Raw genomic sequence first — 23,820 nt, 5'->3', positions numbered from 1 at the left:
GGGGCCGCGTCGGGTCACGGCTTGTGGGCGACGGCGATGACGTAGTCGAGCAGCGCCAGTTCCTTCTTGATGAGCGTCTCGTCGCGCCAGTGGTTGGCCATGCCCTTGACGGCGCTGCGGTCGGCCTCGGCCTGGAACGCCGGGTCGGACGGGCGGCCGGCCTGGAACCGCCGCCAGCCCTCCCAGGTGCGGTCCTGGATGGACTGCACGTCGGGGTTGACGAAGCCGGCGGCGGCGAGCTGCTCGGCGTAGCCGGCGCGGTCGTGCCAGTTCTCGTCGGGGATGCTGAACTTGATGAAGCTCAGCGGGCCCGAGTTGATCGACATGCGGGCGGTGTCGTTGCTCAGCGGGATGATGTCGGCGGTGGCGAGGGTGCCGCCGGGCTTGAGCACCCGGAACGCCTCGGCGAAGAAGGCGCTGCGCGGATAGAAGTGGAACGCCGACTCCAGGGCGACGACCCGGTCGAAGGTGTCGTCGGCGAAGGGCAGCGCGAGGGCGTTGCCGAGCTGGAACTCGGCCTGTTCAGCCAGGCCCTCGCCGCGGGCGCGCCGCTGGGCGTGCTCGACGTGCCGGGGGGTGACGTTGATGCCGTGCACCTTGGCGACGCGGCGGTCGCGCAGCCAGGCGAAGTCCTGGTCGCCGTAGCCGAAGCCGACGTCGAGGACGGTGTCGTCGGGCTTGAAGCCGGCGGCGTCGGCGAGCTTCGCGGCCAGCGCCTCGCCGGCCACGTCGAGGCTGGTGACGCCGTCCTCCCAGTAGCCGACGTTCATGTAGCGGGTGGTGCGCGCGGCGAACTCCACGCCCGGGGACTGGATCTCGTAGAAACGGCGGACCCGGGTCACCGGGTCCTTCGTGGCCAGGGTGCGGATCACCCGGCCGAGGGTGCGGAGATTCTCCAGCATGTCAGCTCCTTGCGCAGGGTTGGTCAGGGTTGCGGCACCCGGGCGGAGACCTGCTGGCGCAGGTCGTCCACCAGGGCGGCCAGGCCGGCCGCGCCGGCGGCGACGCCGAAGACGTAGAAGTCGGGCCGGACCAGCACGGCGTCGGCGTCCGCGCCGGCCAGGTACGTGAGGTGGACGCCGTCGAGGTCGACCACGTCGGTGGGGGCCGCGTCGACGTCCGTGGCCGCCGCGGGAGCGTCGGCGTCGGCGTCGGCGGGGCGGACGGTGACCCGGCGGACGCCGAGGGCGTCGAGGAACGCGGTGGCGTCGGCGTCGAGGGCGGCGGTCGGATCGAGGGCTCCCGGGTCGGCTCGGGTGATCAGCACGAAGCCGCCGCCGACGACGTCGTCGAAGCGCCCGGTCCGCCCGCCGGCGGCCACCCGCCCCTGGGGTACGGGGTCACCGGCGCGCGGGGCCGGGGCACCGTCGGGGCCCCGGTGCAGCACCCCGTCGACGATGGCCTCGCGCAGCGACCGGGCGTGTTTGGCCTGGGTACGGCGGCGCAGCGCGGCGAGCATCACCGAGTCCCGGCCGGCGGCCTGCTTCGGGTCGGTCTCGCAGATCACCTTGCCGGAGTCGATGGACATCCGGATCGCGTGCTGCACGTGCGCCTTGCGTTCCACCTCGTACGTGTCGAGCAGGGTGGCGTCGGCGATCCCCCGGCGCACCAGGTCCAGCTTCCAGGCCAGGTTGATCACGTCGCGGAAGCCGGAGCTCATGCCCTGGCCGAGGAAGGGCGGCATGACGTGCGCGGCGTCCCCGGCGAGGAACACCCGGCCGGAGCGCCACGTGTCGGCGTAGCAGGCCTGGGTGGTGTAGACCCCGTACCGGTCGAGGCGGGCCGTGTCGGGGGTGATGTCGAACAGGCCGAGCAGCCGCCACACGCTGGCCTCGCTCTGGAACTCCTCCAGGGTCTCCCCCGGCACCCGCATGAACTCCCAGCGCCGGTGGTCGGGGCCGGCGGAGACGGCGGTGCGGGGGCGGGCCGGGTCGCAGATCTGGAGGTTGTTGGGCTTGAACTCGACGGGCTCGTGGAGCACGACGTCGCAGACCAGCCAGTCGTAACCGAACCCCAGGTCGGTGACGGTCGCGCCGAGCCAGCGGCGGACGAAACTGTTCGCGCCGTCGCAGCCGAGCACCCAGTCGGCGGTGAAGGTACGGGGCGTCCCGTCGGTGTCGACGGCGCTCACCTCTACCCGGTCGCCGTGGTCGGCGAGGTCGGTCACCTCGACGCCGCGCAGCACCCGCACGCCGGGCAGGGCCGCGCCGCGCTCGGCGAAGGCGGCCTCCAGGCCGGGCTGGTAGAAGGAGATCGAGTCGGGCCAGCCCGTCGGGCCGTCCTCGGCGACCTTGACGTGCAGCAGGGTGCGGCCGAAGCCGTTCTTCCAGGTGTATTCGCCGGACAGCTCGCACACCGGGTCGAGGGTGTCGCCGAGGTCGCAGGCGGCGAGGATGCGGCTGGCCTCGCCGTCGTAGGACACGGCGCGGGGCATGCTGTACGGGGTGGTCCACTTCTCCACCACCTGCACGGTGCAGCCGCGCTGGGCGAGCAGGATCGCCGCCACCTGGCCCACCGGGCCGTAGCCCACGATCAGTACGTCGGTCATCGCCGTCCCTCGGGTCCGCGCGTCGGGTCGGGCATCACAGCCCGAGTTCCGTGTCGATCAGGCTGAAGATCTCGTCGTCGCTGGCCTGGTCGAGATCCAGGTCCAGGTCGTCGTCGGTGGCGGACGCGCCGCGCATGGTGCGCCACTTGGCGACCAGCACCTCCAGCCGGGCCGCGACCTGGGTGTGCAGCTCCGCCTCGACGACCGTCTCGGCCAGGGACCGTTCCAGGTTCTCCAGCTCGGCGAGGATGGCCGGCGCCGCCTCGCCGCCGTCGGGCACGAGCTGGGCGCGCAGGAAGCCGGCCAACGCGGTCGGGTCCGGGTAGTCGAAGATCGCGGTGGCGGGCAGCCGGTGGCCGGTGGCCTCGGTGAGCCGGTTGCGCAGCTCGACGGCGGTCAGCGAGTCGAAGCCGATCTCGTTGAACGCCTGCGCCGGTCTGATGGCGTCCGGGGTGGCGTGGCCGAGGACGGTGGCCGCCTCGGCCCGGACCAGGTCCAGCAGCAGGGCCGACTGTTCCCCGGCGGTGCGGGCGCGCAGCCGGCCGGCGAGGTCCCGGCCGCCGGGGGCGGCCTCGGCGCGGGCCCGGGGGCGAACGCGTCGGACGAGTCCGCGCATCAGGGCGGGCACGGTGGCGCGGCCGGCGAGGGCGGTCACGTCGACCCGGGTGGGCACGAGGTGTTCCTCGGGGGCGGCCAGCCCAGCGTCGAACAGCGCCAGGCCGAGGTCGGAGCCGAGGGTGAGCTGGCCGTCGCGGGCGGTGATCCGGGGGTCGGCGCGGTCCAGCTTCGCGGTCATCGCGCTGGCCTGTTCCCACAGGCCCCACGCGTACGACTGGGCGGGCAGGCCCGCGCCGCGCCGCCGGGCGGCGAGGGCGTCGAGGTAGGCGTTGGCCGCGGCGTAGTTGCCCTGGCCGGGCACGCCGAACACCCCGGCGCCGGAGGAGAACAGCACGAACCCGGCGAGGTCGAGGTGGCGGGTGGCCTCTTCGAGGTGCCGGGCGGCGTCCACCTTCGGCGCGAAGACGGTGTCGAGGCGGTCGGGGGTGAGCGCGGTGACCACGCCGTCGTCGAGACCCCCGGCGAGGTGCACGACGGCGGTGAGCGGGTGCGCGGCGGGCACGGCGGCGACGAGCCGGGCCACGGCGGCGCGGTCGGCGACGTCGGCGGCGGCCACGGTGACGGTGGCGCCGAGGGCGGTCAGCTCGGCGGTCAGCTCGGCGACGCCGGGTGCGTCGGGGCCACCCCGGCTGGCCAGCAGCAGGTGCCGTACGCCGTGGCCGGTGACGAGGCGGCGGGCGACGAGGCCGCCGAGCAGGCCGGTGCCGCCGGTGAGCAGGACGGTGCCGTCGGGGTCCCACGGGGCCGGCACGGTGAGCACCACCTTGCCGACGTGCCGGGCCTGCTGGACGTGGCGGAACGCGTCGGGGGCCTGCCGGACGTCCCAGGCCCGCACCGGCAGCGGGGTCAGCTTCCCGGCGGCGAACAGGCCCATCAGCTCGACGAGAATCCGTTGGATCTCGTCGGGGTCCACGGTGGTCAGGTCGTACGCCTGGTAGGCGACGCCGGGGTGGTCGGCGGCGACCCGGTCGGGGTCGCGCAGGTCGGTCTTGCCCATCTCGACGAACCGGCCGCCCCGGGGCAGCAGCCGCAGCGACGCGTCGACGAACTCCCGGGCGAGGGAGTCGAGCACCACGTCGACGCCGCGCCCGCCGCTGGTGGCGAGGAAGTGCGGCTCGAAGTCGAGGGTGCGCGACGACGCCAGGTGGCTGTCGGGGACGCCCATCGCCCGCAGGGCGGGCCACTTGCCGGGGCTGGCGGTGGCGTAGACCTGCGCGCCGAGGTGGCGGGCGAGCTGCACGGCGGCCATGCCGACGCCGCCGGCGGCGGCGTGCACGAGCACGGACTCGCCGGCCCGCAGCCCGGCCAGGTCGACCAGCCCGTGGTAGGCGGTGAGGAACACCACCGGCACGGACGCGGCCTGGGCGAACGTCCAGCCGTCGGGCATCGGCGCGAGCAGCCGGCGGTCGGTGACGGCGACGGGGCCGAAGCAGCCGACGAAGACGCCGAGGACCCGGTCGCCGGGGCGCAGGTCGGTGACGTCCGCGCCGACCTCGGTGACCACGCCGGCCGCCTCGCCGCCGGGCGGCCCGGGGTCGCCGGGGTAGAGGCCGAGCGCGTTGAGCACGTCACGGAAGTTGAGGCCGGCGGCGCGGACCCGCACCCGCACGTCGAGGGGGCCGAGCGGCGCGTCGGCGGCGTCGGTGGGGGCGAGGGTGAGGTTCTCCAGGCTGCCGCGCGTCGGGGCGTCGAGCCGCCAGGCGGTCGCGCCGGCCGGCGGGGTGAGCGTCGCGGCCTCCACGCGGCGGGCCAGCCGGGGGGCGTACGGGGTGCCGCCGCGCAGCGCCACCTGGGGTTCGGCGGCGGCGAGGACGGCGGTCAGCTCGGCGTCGCTGGGCGGGGCGTCGGCGTCGAGCAGGACGAACCGGTCGGGGTGCTCGGACTGGGCGGAGCGGACCAGGCCCCAGGCGGTGGCGGCGTCGGGGTCGTCGACCTCGGCGGGGCTGTGCACGCCGACCGCGCCCCGGGTGAGCAGCACCAGCGGGGTGGCCGCCCAGCGGGGGTCGGCGAGCCAGCCCTGGACGAGGGCGAGCGCCTCGGCGGCGACGGCCCGCGCCCGGTCGGCGGTTCCCCCGACGGTCCCCGGCGTGCAGGTTCCGTCCGGGCCGGCGGTCCCCGGCGTGCCGGCCGGGAGGGAACCGGCCGGCAGGGCATCGGCCCGGCCCAGCGGGGCGAGGACGGCGTCGGGCGGGGCCGCGCCGCCGTCGACGGCGCGGGCGAGCGCCGCCGGGTCGGCGTGGTGCGGGAACGCGCCGACGGCCCGGCCGAGCGCGACGACCCGGGCCGGGGCGGCGGTCTCCGGGGCGGCGAGGGGCTGCCAGTCGAGGCGGAACAGCGCGTCGTCGACGGCGGCGTCGCGGGTGCCGAGTTCGGCGCGGGAGATGGGGCGCATCGCCAGCGACGCCACCTCGGCCACCGGTGCGCCGGTGGCGTCGGCGACGGTCAGCGCGACGGCGTGCGGGGCGATCCGGGTGAGCCGGACCCGCAGCGCGGACGCGCCGGCGGCGTGCAGGGCGACGCCGTTCCAGGCGAACGGCAGCAGCAGCCGGTCCGGCCCGGCGTCGCCGATGCCACCGAAGTGCGCGGCGTGCAGGGCGGCGTCGAGCAGGGCCGGGTGCAGGCCGTACCGGTCGGCGTCGGCGCGCTGCCCGGCGGGCAGCTCCACCTCGGCGTACACCTCGTCGTCGCCGGTCCAGACGGCGCGCAGCCCCTGGAATGCCGGCCCGTACGCGTAGCCGTCGGCGGCGAGCCCGGCGTAGAAGCCGGCGAGGTCGGCGGGGCGGGCGTGCGGCGGGGGCCACGCGGTGAGCCCGGCGGGCGGGGCGGGCTGCTCGGCGGAGAGGGTCGCGCTGGCGTGCCGCGCCCACGGGGCGCCGGGCGGGGCGTCGGCGGGGCGGGAGTGCACGGCGACGGCGCGGCGGCCGGTGTCGTCGGCCGCGCCGACGGTGAGCTGCACCTGGGTCGCGGCGCGGCCGGCTCCCGGGGTGCCAGCGGCGCCGGCCGGGCCGGGTCCCGGGCCCCCTGCGGCGCCGGCCGGCAGCGCGAGCGGGGCCTCGATGACCAGCTCGTCGAGGACGGGGCAGCCGACCTCGTCGCCGGCGCGCAGGCACAGCTCGACCAGGCCGGTGCCGGGCACCAGGACGGTCCCGCCGACCCGGTGGTCGGCCAGCCACGCCGGTGCGCCGGCAGCGAGCCGGCCGGTGAACAGGTGCCCGCGCGCCTCGGCCAGCGCCACGGACGCGCCGAGCAGCGGGTGCCCGGCGGCGTCGAGGCCGGCCGCGCCGACGTCGCCGGGGCCCGTGGCGGGCCGGGGCCAGTAGCGGCGGTGGGCGAACGCGTAGGTGGGCAGGTCGACGCGCCGGCCGCCGGCCAGGGCGGGCCGCCAGTCCACGGCGACGCCGCGCACGTGCAGCTGGGCCGCCGAGAGCAGGAACCGGCCCCGGTCGCCCTGGTCGCGCTGCACCGAGCCGACGACGATGCTCGGGGCCTCGTGCTCGGCGAGGGTCTCGGAGATCCCGACGGTGAGCACCGGGTGCGGGCTGCACTCGACGTACGTGTCGTGCCCGCCGGCGGCCAGCTCCCGGACGGCCCGGTCCAGCTCGACCGGCTGGCGCAGGTTGCGGTACCAGTAGTCGGGGCCCATCTCCGGCCCGTCGAGCCAGCGCAGGTCGGTGGTGGAGAACAGCGGCACGGCGGCCGGGCCGGGGGCGATGCCGGCGAGGACCTCGGCCAGCTCGGCGCGGATCCGTTGCACCTGCGCGGAGTGGGAGGCGTAGTCGACGGCGATGCGACGCACCCGGGCCCCGTCGGCGGCCAGCTCGGCGAGCACCTCCTCGACGGCGGCCTCCTCGCCGGACACGACGACGGCGGCCGGCCCGTTGACGGCGGCGACGGCGACCCGGTCGCCGTGGCGGGCGATGCGGTCGCGGACCACGTCGGCGGGCAGCGCCACGGACGCCATCGCCCCGTGCCCGGCCAGCGCCCGGATCGCGCGGCTGCGCAGCGCCACCACCTTCGCCGCGTCGGGCAGGGAGAGCACCCCGGCGACGCAGGCGGCGGCGATCTCGCCCTGCGAGTGGCCGACGACGACGGCGGGCCGCACGCCGTACGAGCGCCACAGCTCGGCCAGCGACACCATCACCGCGAACAGGGCCGGCTGCACCACCTCGACCCGGTCGAGGCTCGGCGCGTCGGGGGCCTGGCGCAGCACGTCCAGCACCGACCAGCCCAGGTGGGGGCGCAGGGCCGCGTCGCAGGCGGCCATCCGCTCGGCGAACACGGGTGCCTGGTCGAGCAGGTCGAGGCCCATGCCGGGCCACTGGGAGCCCTGGCCGGGGAAGACGAACACGACCTTCCCGGCGGCGGTGGCGGTGGCGTCGCCGCGTACCAGATCGGGGTCGGGGCTGCCGGCGGCGAGCGCGTCGAGGGCGGCGGCGACCCGGTCGGGGTCGGTGCCGACGACCACGGCCCGGGTGTCGAACGCGGCCCGGGTGGTGGCCAGCGACCAGGCCACGTCGAGTGGCGGCTGGTCGGGGTGGCCGGCGAGGTGGGCGCGCAGCCGGCGGGCCTGCCCGGCCAGCGCCTCGGGGGTACGCGCGGACAGCAGCCACGGCAGGGCGGCGGGGGCGACGGGCGGGTCGGCGGCCGGCTCCGGCTCGGTGACCGCCTCGACGACGACGTGGGCGTTGGTGCCGCTGATGCCGAACGAGGAGATCCCGGCGCGGGCGGGCCGGTCGGCGCGCGGCCACGGGCGGGCCTCGGTGAGCAGCTCCACGGCGCCGGCGGCCCAGTCGACGCGGGTGGTGCGCCGCTGGGCGTGCAGGGTGCGGGGCAGGACGCCGTGCCGCATGGCGAGGACCATCTTCAGCACCCCGGCGACGCCGGCGGCGGCCTGGGTGTGCCCGAGGTTGGACTTGACGGAGCCGAGCAGCAGCGGCGGGGCGTCGGCGGGGCGCTGGCCGTAGGTGGCGAGGATCGCCTCGGCCTCGATCGGGTCGCCCAGCGGGGTGCCGGTGCCGTGCGCCTCGACGGCGTCCACGTCGGCGGGGCCGAGCCCGGCGGCGCCCAGCGCGGCCCGGATGACCCGCTCCTGGGACGGCCCGTTCGGGGCGGTCAGCCCGTTGGACGCCCCGTCGGAGTTGACGGCGGTCCCCCGGATCAGCGCGAGGACGGGGTGGCCGCGGCGGCGGGCGTCGGAGAGGCGTTCCACGACGAGCACGCCGACGCCCTCGGACATGCCGAACCCGTCGGCGTCCTCGGCGAACGCCTTGCACCGGCCGTCGGCGGCGAGGCCGCGCTGGCGGCTGAACCCGGTGAGCCCGGCGGGGCTGGACAGCACCGACACGCCGCCGGCGAGGGCCAGGTCGCAGTCGCCCGCGCGCAGCGCCTGGGCGGCCAGGTGCAGCGCGACCAGCGACGCCGAGCAGGCGGTGTCGACGGTGACGGCCGGCCCCTCCAGCCCGAGCGCGTACGCGACCCGGCCGGAGAGGACGCTGGCGGCGGTGCCGGTGAGCAGGTGTCCCTCGTCGGCGGTGGTCTCCCCGTCGTCGGAGGCGACGCCGGAGGCGATCCGGTCGGTGTAGTCCTGGCCGTGGGTGCCGGCGAACACGCCGGTGCGGCTGCCGCGCAGGGTGCCCGGGTCGATGCCGGCGCGTTCCAGGGCCTCCCAGGAGGTCTCCAGCAGCAGCCGGTGCTGCGGGTCCATGGCCAGGGCTTCGCGGGGGCTGATGCCGAAGAACGCGGCGTCGAAGTCGGCGATGCCGGTGAGGAACCCGCCGGAGCGCACGTAGGTACGGCCGGGGGTGCCGGGGACCGGGTCGTACAGGTCGGGCCAGCCCCGGTCGGTGGGCAGGTCGCCGATGACGTCGGTGCCGTCGGCGAGCAGCCGCCACAGCTGCTCGGGTGAGCCGATGCCGCCGGGGAACCGGCAGGCCATGGCGACGACGGCGACGGGTTCGTCGGCGGCGACGGTGGTGGTGGCGGCGGTGACCTCGGCGGCGGTGGTGCCGAGCAGCCGGGCGTGCAGGTGCGCGGCGAGCAGCTCCGGGGTGGGATGGTTGAACACGGCGTGCGGGGCGAGCCGGACGCCGGTGCCGGCGGAGAGCCGGTTGCTCAGCTCCACGGCCATCAGCGAGTCGAAGCCGAGGTCCCTGAACGGGCGGCGCGGCTCGATCTGCTCGCCGCCGGCGTGCCCGACGACGGTGGCGCACCGGGCGCGCACCAGGTCGAGCAGCGCGGCGGCCCGCTCGGGTTCGGTGAGCCCGGCGAGCCGGTCGGCGAACCCGGCGGCGGACGCGGGCGCGGGGTCGGCGTCGACGGCCCGGCGCGGCGGCGGGGGCAGCAGCGCCCGCAGCAGGGCGGGTACCTCCCCGGCGGCCCGGACGGCGGCCAGGTCCAGCCCGATCGGCACCAGCGCGGGCCGGCCGGCGTGCAGGGCGGCGTCGAGCAGGGCCAGGCCGGCGGCGGTGTCCAGGGGGCGGGTGCCGCCCCGGGCGAGGCGGGCCAGGTCGGCGGCGGTGAGCTGGCCGGCCATCCCCTCCGGCGTGGCCCACAGGCCCCAGGCGAGGGCGGTGGCGGGCAGCCCGTGGGCGCGGCGGTGCGCGGCGAGGGCGTCGAGGAACGCGTTGCCGGCCGCATAGTTGCCCTGCCCGGGGCTGCCGAACACCGCCGACGCGGAGGAGAACAGCACGAACGCGGCCAGGTCGAGGCCGGCGGTCAGCTCGTGCAGGTGCCACGCGCCGTGCACCTTCGACCGCAGCGCCCGCGCCCAGCGGGCCGCGTCGAGGCCGGTGAGCAGGGCGTCGTCGGTGGCCCCGGCGGCGTGCACGACGGCGGTGAGCCGCCCGGCGAGCGGGGTGAGCACCGCGTCGAGGGCGGCCCGGTCGGCGACGTCGGCGGCGACGACCCGCACGGTCGTCCCGGCGGCGGTCAGCGCGTCCATCCAGTCGGCGTGCCCGCCGGTGCGGCTGAGCAGCACCAGCTCGGCGACGTCGTGGACGGTGGCGAGGTGGGTGGCGACGAGCCGACCGATCCCGCCGGTGCCGCCGGTGACGAGGACGGTCCCGCCGGCCAGCGCCGGCAGCGGCCCGAGGGGGTACGACGCCGCCGGCAGCGGCCCGCCGGCGGGCGTGGCCGTTCCGCCGGTCGGCACCGGGGGCAGTGGCCCGCCGGAGTCCGCCGCCGGTGCCGGCGAACCACTGGCGGGTTCGACGGGGCGCAGCCGGGGCAGCAGGGCCCGGCCGTCGCGGACGGCGACCTCGGGCTCGTCGGGGCCGGCGGCCAGGGCCGCCCGGATCCCCGCGTCGTCGGTCGCGTCGAGGTGCAGCAGCAGGAACCGGTCGGGGTGCTCGGCCTGGGCGACGCGGACCAGCCCGGCGACGGTCGCGTGCGCGGGGTCGCCGTCGCGGACGGCGACGGCGAGGCGGGTGGTCTCGGCGCGGGGGTCGGCCAGCCAACGCTGGAGCACGCCGAGGGTGGCCAGGCCGACGGCGTGCGCCCGGTCGGGCACCGGCGCCGCCGGGTCGCCGTCGCCGTCGCCGACCCGCAGCACCAGCAGCGGCGGCAGCGGGCCGGCCGGCGGCGTCCCGTCGGCGAGCGCCCAGGCCGGCACCGGCGTCGCCGGGGTCGCGGCGGGCAGCCAGTCCACGGCGTACAGGCCGGCGGCGGGGGCCGACCCGTCGTCGGCCGGGGCGGCCACGGCCGGGTACGGCAGCCAGTAGTGCCGGCGTTGGAACGCGTACGTGGGCAGGTCGACCCGGCGGCGCGGCCCGCCGCCGGCGGGGGCGGCGGGGTCCACGGCGACGCCCCGCACGTGCAGCCGCGCCACGGCGGCGGCCAGCGCGTCCGGTTCGCCGTCGACGGTCCGCACGGCGGGGACGAAGGCCAGCTCGTCGGCGTCGTCGTCGGCGAGGCAGTCCTGGGCCATCGCGGTGAGCACCCCGCCGGGGCCGACCTCCAGGAACGTGGTGACCCCCAGCCCGCGCAGGGCACGCATTCCGTCGAGGAAGCGGACGGTGCCCCGTACGTGGTCCACCCAGTGCCCGGGCGAGCAGAGCCGGGCCGGGTCGACCGGCTCACCCGTCAGGTTGGACACCACCGGCAGGTGCGGGGTGCGGTAGGTGAGGCCGGCGGCCACCGCGCGGAACGCGTCGAGCATCGGTTCCATGCGCGGCGAGTGGAACGCGTGCGACACCCGCAGTCGGCTGGTGCGCCGGCCGGCGGCGCGCAGGGTCGCGGCGACGGCCAGCACCGCGTCGGTGTCGCCGGAGAGGACGACGCTGGACGGGCCGTTGACGGCGGCGAGCCCGACCCGGTCGGTGAGGTGGGCGGCCACCTCGGCCTCGTCGGCCTCCACGGCCACCATCGCGCCGCCGTCGGGGAGCTGCTGCATCAGCCGGGCGCGGGCGGCCACCAGCGCCGCCGCGTCGGCGAGGGAGAACACCCCGGCGACGTGCGCGGCGGCCAGCTCGCCGACGGAGTGGCCGAGCAGCGCGTCGGGGCGTACGCCCCAGGACTCCAGCAGCCGGTACAGGGCCACCTCGAAGGCGAACAGGGCCGGCTGGGTGTAGAGGGTGTGGTCGAGGCGTGCGGCGAGGTCGGTGCCGTCGGCGGCGGCGACCACGTCGGCGACGGGGTGCGGGGCGGGCCCGGCCAGGCAGCGGTCCAGCTCGGCGCAGGCGGCGTCGAACGCGTCGGCGAAGACCGGGTACGCGGCGCGCAGCTCGCGGCCCATCCCGGGGCGCTGGCCGCCCTGCCCGCCGAAGAGCAGGCCGAGCCGGCCGTCGACGACCCGGCCGGTCAGCACGGCGGCCGTGCCGGATTCCGCCTCGCCCCGGGTCAACGCGGTCAGCCCGGCGCGGGCGGCGGCCGGATCGCCCGCCAGCACCACGGCCCGGTGTTCCAGGGCGGCGCGGGTGGTGGCCAGGGCGTGCCCGACGTCGGCGGGGTCGACGTGCGCGCCGGGGCCGTCGAGCCAGGCGAGCAGGCGGGCCGCCTGGTCGCGCAGCGCCTCGCCGGTGGCGGCGGCCAGCGGCCACGGCACCGGCAGCCGACGGCCGGCGGCGCCCACCGCGGCCAGGTCGCCGTTGCCGGCGTCCCGGGGCCCGGGCTCGGCGGCCGGGGCGGCGGCTGCGGCCTCCTCGTCGGCGGCGGGCGCCTCGATGATGACGTGGGCGTTGGTGCCGCTGATGCCGAACGACGAGACCGCCGCCCGCCTCGGCCGGTCCACCGCCGGCCACGGGCGCGCCTCGGTGAGCAGCTCCACCGCGCCGCCGGCCCAGTCCACCTCGGACGTCGGGGCGTCCACGTGCAGGGTCGCCGGCAGCGTGCCGTGCCGCAGGGCGAGCACCATCTTGATCACCCCGGCGGCACCGGCGGCGGCCTGGGTGTGGCCGAGGTTCGACTTCAACGAGCCCAGCCGCAGCGGCTCGGCGTCGCCGCGTCCCGCCCCGTACGTGGCGAGCAACGCCTGCGCCTCGATCGGGTCGCCGAGCCGGGTGCCGGTGCCGTGCGCCTCGACCGCGTCCACGTCGGCCGGCGTGAGGCCGGCGTTGGCGAGGGCCCGCCGGATGACCCGTTCCTGGGCGGGGCCGTTGGGGGCGGTCAGCCCGTTGGACGCCCCGTCGGAGTTGATCGCGCTGCCGCGCAGCACGGCGAGCACCGGGTGGCCGTTGCGGCGGGCGGCGGAGCGGCGTTCCAGCAGCAGCACGGCGATGCCCTCTGACCAGCCCGTGCCGTCGGCGGCGTCGGCGAACGCCTTGCACCGGCCGTCGGGGGCGAGCCCGCGCTGCCGGCTGAACTCGACGAACGCCTGCGGGGTGCCCATCACCGCGACGCCACCGGCCACCGCGAGGTCGCAGTCCCCGGCGCGCAGCGCCTGGGCGGCCAGGTGCAGCGACACCAGCGACGACGAGCAGGCAGTGTCCACGGTGACCGCCGGCCCCTCCAGCCCGAGCGCGTACGCGACCCGCCCGGAGACGACGCTGCCGGCGGTGCCGACGCCCAGGTAGCCCTCGGTGCCGGGCGGGGCCTGGCACAGGTTGGCGGCGTAGTCGTGGTGCATGACGCCGGTGAAGACGCCGGTGGCGCTGCCCCGCAGCGAGGTGGGGTCGATGCCGGCCCGCTCGAACAGCTCCCACGAGGTTTCCAGCAGCAGCCGCTGCTGCGGGTCCATCGCCAGGGCCTCGCGGGGGCTGATCGAGAACAGGGCGGCGTCGAAGTCCGCCGCGTCGGGCAGGAACCCGCCGACCCGCACGTACGACGTGCCGGGGTCGTCGGGGTCGTCGGAGAACAGGTGCGCCAGGTCCCAGCCCCGGTCGGTGGGGAACCCGGTGAGCCCCTCCCGGCCCTCGGCGACCAGGTCCCACAGCTCCTGCGGGGAGGCGACCCCGCCGGGCAGCCGGCAGGCCATCGCGACGATGACCACGGGATCGGCGGCGTCGGGCGCGGCCACCGGCCCGGCGGGCGCGACGGGGCCGCCGCGCAGCCGGGCGGCGACGTACCGGGCGAGGGCGTCCGGGCTCGGATGGTCGAACGCGGCCGTGGCGGACAGCCGTACCCCGGTGGCCCGGGCCAGCCGGTCGCGCAGGGCGACCGCGCCGACGGAGGTGAAGCCCAACTCCTTGAAGGCGCGGCCGGGCCGGACGGCGGCCGGGCCGGGCAGGCCGGCGACGTCGGCGGTGGCGGCGCGGACCAGGTCGAGCAGGAGCCGGTCGCCCTCGGCGGTGGTGCGGCCGGCCAGCCGGCGGCGCAGCTCGGCGGCGTCGGGCGCGTCGGCGCCGTCGCCCGCCGTGGGGGCGGGAAGCCGCCAGGCCGGATGGGTCGCGTCGGCCGGGACGGCGAGCAGCACGAGGTCGTCGCCGTCGTGGGCGACGTCGAACGCGGCCAGGTCGGCGGCGCTCCCGCCCGTCGGAGCACCGGCCTCGGCCGCCCGCACCGTTGCGGCGGTGCCGGTCCCCCGCGTCGGGCCGGCGGGGTCGGCCGGCTGCGTCGGGCCGGCGGGGCCGGTCCCCCGTGTCGGGTCGGCGGGGCCGGTCCCCCGTGTCGGGTCGGCGGGGCCGGTCGTGCCGATCAGCCGGGCGGGTAGGCCCGCCGCACGGCGGCGGGCGACCAGGGCGTGCAGGGCCGCTACGGCCGCCGCCGCCCGCTCCCGGCCGGCCGCGCCCAGCAGCAGGGCCGCCGGGACGGCGACGGTGAACGCCGTGGCGGCGGCGTGCCGGGTCCCGGCGTCGAGCACCTCGGCGAAGGCGAGCAGCGCCGCGACGGCGGCGTCGTCGGCGAGGTCGGCGGCGGACGGACAGAGGAAGACCGCGCCGACCGGTTCGTCGGCGGCGTCCGCCCGGGCGACCTGCGCGGCGGCGTCGGCGTCGAACGGGGCGACCTGCGCGCCGGCGGCGGTGAGGTCCGCGACGAGGCGGCGCAGGGCGGCGTCGTCGGGCCGACCGGCGGGCGCCAGCCGCAACCGGCGGGCGCCGTGCGCGGCGACCAGGTGCCGGGCCAGCGCCGCCCCGGTCGGCCCGTCGACCCCGGTCACCACCGCCGGGGCGGCCGGGTCGGCCACCGTCGCCGGCCGACGCGGCGCGCGGGCGGGGACCGGCCCGAGGGCCGGGTGTCGGGCCGCGCCGGCCCGCAGCGCGACCTGCGCGACTCCGGCAGCCACGGCGGCCGGGACGAGGGCCAGCGACAGGTCCTCGGCGTCCCGGTCGACCAGCACGACCCGATCCGGGTACGCGGCACGCAGGCAGCGCCCCCACGCCCACGCCTGCACGGCCGCCGGCGCCAGGTCGGGGTCGTCGGGACGGTCGCCGGTGGACGCGTCGACCGCACCGGTGGTCAGCAGCACCAGCCGGGTGCCGGCGTACCGCGCGTCGGCGAGCAGGTCACCCAGCCGCCCGGCGAGGTCCGGCGGGGCGGCGACGCCGGCCGGCAGCAGCGCCACGTCGGGGAGGTCCGGGTCGTCGCCCAGCGCGGCGAGGTCCGGGTACGCCCGGAACACCTCCCCCGGTGCCGCCACGGCCAGCGCCTCCGCCAGCGCCGCGCCGCCCGCCCCGACGACCGCCCAACGGCGCGGCTCGGGGCCGGGCTCCGGGGCGGGCTGCGCCGCGGCGGGCAGGTCCAGCGGCTGCCAGGTGACCCGGCTCAGCGTGTCGTGGTGGCCTCCGTTGACCGCGCGCAGCCGGGCCGGCCGCTCCAGCAGCAGCCGGCGGGTGACCTTGCCGGACGCGGTGCGGGGCACCTGGCCGATCTCGTACAGCGCGTCGGGGACCTTGTAGTAGGACAGCCGCTCCCGGCAGGCCGCGTACGCGGCGTCGGGGTCGACGCCGTCCGGGCCGGGGACGACGAACGCCACCGGCACCTCGCCGAGCACCTCGTGCGGCCGGCCGGTGACCGCCACGTCGGCGACGCCGGGCACCGACCGCAGCGCCTCCTCCACCTCCGCCGGGTGGATCTTCTCCCCGCCCCGGATGATCAGCTCCTGGTGCCGGCCGGTGACGAAGAGGTTGCCGTCGGCGTCGCGGCGGGCCAGGTCCCCGGTGCGGTACCAGCCGTCGCGCAGCGCGGCGGCGGTCACCTCCGGCAGGCCGTGGTAGCCGAGCATCACGCTCGGGCTGCGTACCCACACCTCGCCCTCCGCGCCGACCGGGACGTCCACGCCGGTCTGCGGGCTGACCAGGCGCACCTCGACGCCGGGCACGGGCTGCCCGCAGGAACCCTCGACGCGGGGCCGGTCCGGCCGGGTGACGGCGATCGAGCCGCAGGTCTCGGTGCTGCCGTACGCGTCGAGCAGCGGCGCGTCGAAGGCCTCCTCGAACGCCCGGCGCAGCGCCCCGGTGGTGATCGCCCCGCCGACCAGGCACACCCGCAGGTCCGGGGCGCGGAAGCCGGAGCTGCGGGCGGTGGCGACCAGGTGGTGGTACATGGCCGGCACCCCGGCCAGCACCGTCGCGGAGTCCTCGGCGACGGCGCGCAGCACGTCGTCGGCGGAGAAGCCGTCGACCAGCCGGGCGCTCGCCCCGACGGCGGTGACGCTGAGCACGCAGCCGATGTGGGACAGGCTGTGGAACAACGGCAGCGGCCAGACCACCCGGTCGCCGCCGGTGAGGCCGGGGATCGGCACGTAGCAGGACGCGACCGACCACAGGCAGGTGCGCTGGGTGGAGAGCACGCCCTTGGGCCGGCCCGTCGTGCCGGAGGTGTAGAGCATCCAGGCGACCTCGTCGAGGCCCAGGTCGTCACGGGCCGCCACGCCCGGTTCGGCGTCGGCCAGCTCGCCCCAGGCGGCCACGCCGTCGGGGGCCGGGTCGTCGCCGGTGACCCAGACCCGCAGGCCGGGGCGGTCGGCGCGCAGCCGCAACACCTGGTCGAGGTGCTCCGGATCCGTGACGACCAGCACCGCGCCGGAGTCGTCCAGCAGGTGCGCCAGCTCCGCGTCGGTGCAGCGCGGATTCAGCGGTACGCCGACCGCGGCGGCCCGGGTGACCGCCAGCCACGTCTCGACCGTCTCCACCCGGTTGCCCAGGCAGAACGCCACCCGCTCGCCCCGGCCCACCCCTGCCGCCGCGAGATGCCCGGCCAGCCGGGCGGTACGCGCCTCCAGGTCGGCGTACCGGACCGCGCGGCGGTCGTCGCGGAACGCGACCCGGTCGCCGAACTCCCCCGCGTGTCTCCTCAGCAGACCGGGCAACGGCTGGACCAGGTCGCTCCGAAGCATGTCACCATCCGTCCGCTCGGCGAGACTCCTCATCCGCGGCGTAGACCTCGCTCGCCGTAACGGCACAAGTCTTCCCAGCGGCCTGCCGGCGACCTACCCCTGTCACACCCCTAAGTCGTCCCCAGTTCCGGCCGCCGAGCGACCGGCGCGACCTGCGGCGGAGGAGATGATGGGGCGAGCCCCGCAGACCGTCGTGCCCGTGCCCCACCCTCCGTCAGTCGAGGTGCCGTCGTTGGAACGCTCGTGGTTGTGCGCCCACCTGGCCGTGCCGGCCGGCGGCTGCCCGGACGCCCGGGCGGCCGAGCTGGTCGGCACCGTCGTCGCCGGGCTGGTCGCCGCCGCCCGCCGCGCCGACCCGGGATTCGACTGGTTCTACGACCGGCTCGGCCCCACCGGCGCCCCGGTCGTCTCGTCCGGCTCCGCCGCCGGGCAGCGGCTGCGCCTCGGCATCTGCGCGACGGCGGCGGGGCTCGACGCGGTCCGGGCCGGGCTGCGAGCGTACGACCGAGGGGTTTCCCTCGCCGTCGAGCCGCACGCGGTCCGCGACGCCGCCCGGGGCGGACCCCTCGCGCAGGCCGGCAGCGACCTGGCGCTGGCCCTGCTCGCCGGGGACGCGCCGTGGCTGCCCGGCGCGGAGCTGCCGCTGGCCGTGGCGCACCTGCGGCACCTGGCCGGGCTGCTGCCGGCGGCCGACCGGACCGCCTTCCTCTTCCTGCACTGGCAGGACCGCGGCGCGGCGCTCAGCGGGGCGCACCGGCGGGAACTGGCCGCGCAGGCCGCCGCCGGGGCGGACAAGATCGTCCTGACGGCGGACGACCTGCCGCCGGGCGGGGCGGCCGAGGCCGCGTGGCGGCGCTACCTGGGCCGGGTCGCCGACGTGGCCGGTCGGGACCACCCGGACGCGCCGCGCGGCTTCCTGCTGGCCCACCACGCGCAGCTCAGCCACGACCGGTGGGGCATCGCCCCGGACGTCGACGCGCTGGCCGCGCTGGCGCTGCGGCTGACGATGGTCCGCCGTTCGCCCACACCCGGTGTAGCAGAGGGGAGAGCAGCCGCATGCACGTGACAGGAGATCCGGCGCGGATCGAGGTGGCGCTCGGCGAGCGCGCGTACCCGGTGCTGATCGGCCCGGGCGTGCGCCACCGCCTGCCGGCGGAGGTGGCGCGGATCGGCGCGCGGCGGGTCGTCGTGGTCTCCGCGCGGCCACCCGAGTGGACGCCCGACCCGGGCGTGCCGCACCGGGTGGTGCCGGCCCGCGACGGCGAGCACGACAAGACCCTCGCCACGGTGGAACACCTGTGCCGGGCGTTCGCCGAGTTCGGGCTGACCCGCACCGACGCCGTCGTCTCCTGCGGCGGCGGCACCACCACCGACGTGGTCGGCCTCGCCGCCGGCCTCTACCACCGGGGGATCGCCGTCATTCACCTGCCGACGTCGCTGCTGGCCCAGGTGGACGCCAGCGTGGGCGGCAAGACGGCGGTGAACCTGCCGGAGGGCAAGAACCTCGTCGGCGTCTACTGGCAGCCCCGCGCGGTGCTCTGCGACACCGAACACCTGACGACGCTGCCGGAGCGGGAACGGCGCAACGGCTACGGGGAGATCGCCCGCGCCCACTTCATCGGCGCGGGCGACCTGCGCGGCCGGTCCGTCGCCGAGCAGATCGCCGCCTGCGTGGCGCTCAAGGCACGGGTCGTCGCCGCCGACGAGCGCGACTCCGGGCTGCGGCACATCCTCAACTACGGCCACACGCTGGGGCACGCGCTGGAGGTCGCCACGGGCTTCCGGCTGCGGCACGGCGAGGCCGTCGGCATCGGCACGGTCTTCGCGGGCCGGCTGGCCGGCGTCCTCGGCCGGGTCGGCCCCGACCGGGTCGCCGAGCACCACGCCGTGGTCGCCGGCTACGGCCTGGACACGGAGCTGCCCGCCGGGGTGGACCACGACGAGCTGATCGCCCTCATGCGCCGCGACAAGAAGGCGACCAGCGGGCTCTCCTTCGTCCTCGACGGCCCGGTGGGCCCGGAGCTGGTCGCGGACGTCCCACCGGAGCTCGTCCGCGCCGCTCTGGGGTAAGGAAGGGCCCCTTGTCAACGCATTCTGTTGTACAGGCGCCCCTCGCTAACAAGCGTCAGCCGTAATCGGGTGGACAGCGGGTCAGCCGTGGGGCGATCGTCGGCCCATGAGGCAGGAAGGCATCTGGGACGCCGACGCCGCCGAGCGCTACGACACGCCGGGGGTCGGCATGTTCGCCCCCGAGGTGCTGGGGCCGACCGTGGACCGGCTCGCCGCGCTCGCGGGTGGAGGGGCGGCGCTGGAGTTCGCCGTCGGGACCGGCCGGGTGGCCGTGCCGCTCGCCGAGCGCGGGGTGCCCGTCACCGGCATCGAGCTGTCCACCGCCATGCTCGGAAAGCTGCGGACGAAGGTGGACGAGGCGACGCTGCCCGTGGTCGTCGGCGACATGGCCACCGCCGTCGCGCCGGGGGCGTACACGCTCGTCTATCTGGTCTTCAACACGATCGCCAACCTGCTCACCCAGGCCGAGCAGGTCGCCTGCTTCCGCAACGCGGCCCGCCACCTCGACCCGGGCGGCCGGTTCGTGATCGAGCTGTGGGTGCCCGAGCTGCGCCAGCTTCCGCCGGGTCGACAGGCCACGGTCTGGCACTGCGAGCCCGGCTACCTCGGCCTGGACACCTACGACGTGCTGCGCCAACACGTCGTGTCGCACCACTTCCAGTTCGGCGAGGGCACCGAGGCGAGGCTGTACCGCAGCCGACGGAACTCGACCTGATGGCGCAGTTGGCCGGCTTCGAGCTGGAGTCGCGGCACGCGGACTGGGCCGGCGGCGAGTTCACCGCCGACTCGCGCTCCCACGTGTCCGTGTACCGGCTCCCCTGACCGACCGCCACGCCCGCCGAACGCCACGCCGCCGGCCCGGCGGGGTCCGGTCCGGCGGTCGCCCGCCATGTCGGCGACATCGCGGGGTCCAGGCCGACTCGATACCGCTATGTCGCCGGCATGCCGACCGCGCCCGACCGCCCTGGGGCCCAGCTAGGGCGCGCGGGTCAGGGGACCAGGGCCGCCGGGCAGTACGCCAGCAGGTCGCCCGGCGAGTGGGCGACCACGTCGGGGCCGGCGGCCAGCAGGGCGGCGATGTCCCCGCCGTGCCAGGTGGTGGCGACCGTGGTGACGCCGGCGTCCCGGCCGCTGAGCAGGTCGATGATCGCGTCGCCGACCATCATGGCCTGCTCCGGCGGCACGTCGAGGTGGCCGAGGGCCGCAAGGACGATGTCCGGGGCGGGCTTCGGGCGGACCACCTCGTCGGAGCCGATCACCTGGTCGAACAGGCCCAGCACGCCGAGCGTGTCGAGCAGCGAGCGGGCCCGGGGGCCGCTCTTGCCGGTGGCGATGGCCATCCGGACGCCCCGGTCGTGCAGCTCCGCCAGGGTTTCCCCTACGCCGGGGAAAAGCGGCACCAGGTGCGCCATCCGGTAGCTCTCCCGGACGAACGGCTCCTCCATCTCCAGCGGCAGCCCCATCAGCCGCATGATGTCCGGGAAGTACCGGCCCATGTGCCGGTTGTACTCCTCGAACGGCGCGGGCCCGTCGCCCACCACCTCGGCGTACGCGATGCTGAACGCCTCGCGCATGACGGCCGAGCTGTCGACCACGACGCCGTCGAGGTCGAACACGACCGCGCGGATCGGGCCCCGGGCGGGCGGTGGCGGGAGGGTGACGTCGACGGTGGACGGTGGATGGGTCATGGCTGCTCCCCGGAGCGAGTGAGGTCGCCGGTGGTTCTCACCGGTCGCGTTGGCCCGCCAGCGCGTGCTCCCGCTCCGGCTCGGTGGGCCGGGCGGTGCGGTAGATCCGTTCGATGATGCCGATGGTCCGGTGTGCCTCGGCGACGGCCGCGCCCCGGCTGGCCGGGGCGGCGAGCAGGCCGGGCAGGGCGTCGAGCTGCCGGTCGTACTCGGCGCCGATCGGCTCGGCGGGCAGCGGCAGCCGGACGGTCTCGCCGTCGCGGGTGCGGGTGAGCACCGGCGTCGGCTCCCGGTTGGGGCTGAACCCGAACGTGCAGCGCAGGGTGGCCGTGCCGGCGACGCCCTGCACGGTGATGGTGGTGCGGTCCAGCGCCTCGTGCGACGCCCAGCAGACGTGCACGGCAACGGACGCGCCGTCGGCGGTGAGCAGGAACCCCCGGGCGGTGTCCTCGACATCCCCGCACGACGCGCCGGCCGAATCGTCGCCCCGCGACCGGCCGGCCGAGCCACCACCCCGCGACGCGCCGACCGTTCCGGAGGGGTCCCGCCAGGCGGCGTGCGCGGCGGCGTCGTTGACGAAGTCGGCGGAGACGCTGCCGACGGCGTGGGTGATCCGGGCCGCCGGGCCGAGCAGCGGCAGCACCGTGTCGAGCAGGTGCCAGCCGAGGTCGACGAGCGCGCCGCCGCCGGAGAGGTCGCGGCGGGTGAACCAGCCGCCCGCGTCGGGCACCCCCCGGGCGCGGACCCACGCCACGTCGACGTGCCGGATCGGGCCGAGTTCGGCTGCGGCGTCGGCGAGGGCCCGCACGTCGGCGCGCCACCGGGCGGCGCTGCCGGCCAGCAGCACCGCGCCGCCGGCGCGCTCCGCGTCGGCCAGCAGCGCCGCCTCGGCGGAGCTGAGGCAGACGGGCTTCTCCAGGAACACGGGTACGCCCCGGCGCAGCAGCCGGGCGGCGACGGCGGCGTGCAGGTGGTTGGGCACGGCCACCACCACCAGGTCCGCCGCGCCGGCGGGCAGGTCGTCGACGTCGGCGTACGCGAAGGGCACCGCGTGGGTGTCGCGGGCGGAGTCCCGGACGGCCGGCTGCGGGTCGACCAGGGCCGTCACCTCGAAGGCCGGGTGCGCGGCGAGCCGGGGCAGCCAGATCTCCCGCCCGGCCCAGCCGAGGCCGACCACGGCGACCCTGATCGGGCGGCCGGGCGGTGCGGCTTCGGCCGGGCGGCCGGACGACGCGGCGGCCGGCGGCGGGGCCGTCATCCGGCGAGGACGTCGGCCAGCACGGCGGCGATGTCGTGCATCTGCTGCTCCGTGCCGAGCAGGGTGCGGTGGTGCAGCCAGATGCAGTCGGCGTGGATCTGCTCGACGTTGGGGCAGCGGGCGGCGATCTGCTCGACGGTCTCGTCGGGAGCGCCGGCGGCCCAGAACCCCTCGCACCGGTAGAGGGCACGGAACGCCACGAACGCCGGCACGCCCCGGGCGATGAGCGCGTCGACCACGGCGCGGCGGCGCTCCGGGGTGATCCCGGGGACGCGGAACATGGCCATGTAGTGCGGGTTGCGGTCGGTGCGCGGGTCGATGGTCTGCGGGACGACGCCGGGGATCTCGGCGAGCAGGCCGGCCAGCAGCGGCCAGCGCTGTTCGCGTACGTCGATCTGGCCGGCGAGGCGGGCGAGCTGGGCGCGCAGCACGGCGGCGGTGAACTCGCCCATCCGGTAGTTGGAGCCGGTGGTGCGGTGCAGGTAGTCGCGGTCGGTGCGCGGCCGGCCGCAGCTGTGCACGAGGAAGGCCCGTTCGCGGGTCTCCTCGTCGGGGAAGAGCACCGCGCCGCCCTCGCCGGCGGTCATCAGCTTGCCGTTCTGGAAGCTGAACGCGGCGATCGAGCCGAGCTCGCCGACCTTCCGGCCCTGCCACTGCGCGCCGTGGGCGTGCGCGGCGTCCTGGAGCACCGCCACCCCGGCATCGGCGCCGATCTTGTCGAGCGCGTCCATGTCGGCGAACTGCCCGGCCATGTGCACGGGCATGATCACCTTGGTGCGGTCGGTGACGGCGGCGGCGACGGCGGCCGGGTCGACGCAGTAGGTGTCGAGGTCGACGTCGACCGGCACGGCGACCGCGCCGAGGCGCTGCGCCGCGAGCGACGACGAGATGAAGGTGAAGGCCGGGACGATGACCTCGGTGCCGGGTCCGACGCCGAGCACCTCGAGGGCGACCTCCAGGGCGTGGGTGCCGTTGGTGACGGCGAGGGCGTGCGGGGTGCCGTGGTACGCACCGAACTCCGCCTCGAAGGTGTCGACCTCGCTCCCGCCCATCCGCCACCACTGGCCCTGTTCGAGGGCGCGGATCAGGCCGGCTCGTTCCTCGTCACCGAACTGCGGCCACTCGGGGAACTCCGGCACCGTCGACGGCTGACCACTCATGACTTCCCACTTCCCAATCCAGGAGGACCAGCGGTTCCTCGGCCGTCCCGCGGCGGCTGGACGCAGCGGTCTCCAGCTGGCACGTCATCGGCTCGCGGTGGACGCTAACCGACCCGGCAGCCTGCTCACTTCCCCTAGCGGGCCCCTACCCACCCCTTAGTTCACCGGTCGGGCGGCGGTGGCCGGCCCGTGGTCGGCGGGCGCGTAGTAAGACTGCGGGGAATCTGTCGCCGGCCCCGCCGGGTCGCCCCACGCGAGGTGAGCTGTGTCCGACGTGCTCCTGCTGAACGGCCCGAACCTGGGCATCCTCGGTCGACGCCAGCCGGAGATCTACGGCACCGACACGCTGGCCGACATCGAGCGGGCGGTCGGCGAGGAGGTCGCCGCGCGGGGCTGGAACGTGGTGGCCGTGCAGCACGACTGCGAGGGCGCCCTGGTGCGTACGGTGCAGGAGCACTACGACACGGTGGGCGCGATCGTGAACCCGGGGGCGTTGATGATCGCGGGTTGGAGCCTGCGCGACGCGCTGGCCAACTATCCCCGGCCGTGGGTGGAGGTCCACCTGTCCAACGTGTGGGCCCGGGAGAGCTTCCGACACGACTCGGTGCTCGCCCCGCTGGCCAGCGGGGTCATCGTCGGGCTCGGCCCGCTCGGCTACCGGCTGGCCGCCCGCGCCCTGGTCGCCACGGTCGGCTGAGGCAGCCGGGACGAGCCCGCCCGACACGCCCGCCGGGACCGGGCCGCCCGGTAGGGTCGCCGGCGACCCGTCA

General features: G+C 77.2%; 10 protein-coding genes. 4 read left to right on the top strand and 6 right to left on the bottom strand.

All coding sequences use genetic code 11. From position 1 onward, the window contains the following. Positions 1 to 14: 14 nt before the first annotated feature. The 3 genes from ACFT41_RS17130 to ACFT41_RS17120 are packed head-to-tail and all read right to left on the bottom strand — an operon-like array spanning position 15 to position 16,874. Positions 15 to 902 (bottom strand): SAM-dependent methyltransferase, encoded by an 888-nt coding sequence (locus ACFT41_RS17130; RefSeq protein WP_377589309.1) that lies wholly within the window; start codon positions 900 to 902, stop codon positions 15 to 17. 23 nt (positions 903 to 925) lie between these two features. Beyond that, on the bottom strand, positions 926 to 2,548 hold the full coding sequence (locus ACFT41_RS17125; RefSeq protein WP_377589308.1) for a bifunctional 3-(3-hydroxy-phenyl)propionate/3-hydroxycinnamic acid hydroxylase: 1,623 nt from the start codon (positions 2,546 to 2,548) through the stop codon (positions 926 to 928). A 34-nt stretch (positions 2,549 to 2,582) separates the two neighbouring features. Beyond that, positions 2,583 to 16,874, bottom strand: a complete 14,292-nt coding sequence (locus ACFT41_RS17120) for an SDR family NAD(P)-dependent oxidoreductase (protein WP_377613908.1) — start codon at positions 16,872 to 16,874, stop codon at positions 2,583 to 2,585. Between the two features lie 232 nt (positions 16,875 to 17,106). Here ACFT41_RS17120 and ACFT41_RS17115 point away from each other — a divergent pair, with 232 nt between their 5' ends. The 3 genes from ACFT41_RS17115 to ACFT41_RS17105 all read left to right on the top strand — a co-directional run bounded on the left by ACFT41_RS17115 (position 17,107) and on the right by ACFT41_RS17105 (position 19,659). After that, positions 17,107 to 17,940: a hypothetical protein gene (locus ACFT41_RS17115; RefSeq protein WP_377587783.1), complete on the top strand. Its 834-nt coding sequence runs from the start codon at positions 17,107 to 17,109 to the stop codon at positions 17,938 to 17,940. Further along, positions 17,931 to 18,944, top strand: coding sequence for a 3-dehydroquinate synthase family protein (locus ACFT41_RS17110; protein ID WP_377587784.1), 1,014 nt, complete (start codon positions 17,931 to 17,933; stop codon positions 18,942 to 18,944). The genes ACFT41_RS17115 and ACFT41_RS17110 overlap by 10 nt, the downstream gene beginning before the upstream one ends. Before the next feature lie 106 nt (positions 18,945 to 19,050). Next, complete coding sequence (locus tag ACFT41_RS17105; RefSeq protein WP_377587785.1) at positions 19,051 to 19,659, top strand: class I SAM-dependent methyltransferase; 609 nt, start codon at positions 19,051 to 19,053, stop codon at positions 19,657 to 19,659. Between the two features lie 274 nt (positions 19,660 to 19,933). On the opposite strand, the gene ACFT41_RS17100 is transcribed toward ACFT41_RS17105, so the two are convergent. Genes ACFT41_RS17100 through ACFT41_RS17090 form a run of 3 tightly spaced genes read right to left on the bottom strand, consistent with a single transcriptional unit; the run spans position 19,934 to position 23,050 of the window. Beyond that, entirely contained in the window at positions 19,934 to 20,632 is a 699-nt protein-coding gene (locus ACFT41_RS17100; protein ID WP_377587786.1) for an HAD-IA family hydrolase, read from the bottom strand. 37 nt (positions 20,633 to 20,669) lie between these two features. Next, complete coding sequence (locus ACFT41_RS17095; protein WP_377587787.1) at positions 20,670 to 21,890, bottom strand: Gfo/Idh/MocA family protein; 1,221 nt, start codon at positions 21,888 to 21,890, stop codon at positions 20,670 to 20,672. Then, the gene (locus ACFT41_RS17090; protein WP_377587788.1) at positions 21,887 to 23,050 is read right to left on the bottom strand and encodes a DegT/DnrJ/EryC1/StrS family aminotransferase; all 1,164 of its coding nucleotides are present in this window, start codon (positions 23,048 to 23,050) and stop codon (positions 21,887 to 21,889) included. The genes ACFT41_RS17095 and ACFT41_RS17090 overlap by 4 nt, the downstream gene beginning before the upstream one ends. 265 nt (positions 23,051 to 23,315) lie before the next feature. Between ACFT41_RS17090 and ACFT41_RS17085 the strand changes: the two genes are divergently transcribed. Next, positions 23,316 to 23,747: a type II 3-dehydroquinate dehydratase gene (locus ACFT41_RS17085; protein ID WP_377587789.1), complete on the top strand. Its 432-nt coding sequence runs from the start codon at positions 23,316 to 23,318 to the stop codon at positions 23,745 to 23,747. Positions 23,748 to 23,820 lie beyond the last annotated feature (73 nt).

Source organism: Micromonospora sp. NPDC057141 (assembly GCF_042670805.1).
Classification (GTDB): Bacteria; Actinomycetota; Actinomycetes; order Mycobacteriales; family Micromonosporaceae; genus Micromonospora.
The sequence above is the reverse complement of the archived record's forward strand: the minus strand, read 5'-3'. Positions and strand labels throughout refer to the sequence as shown.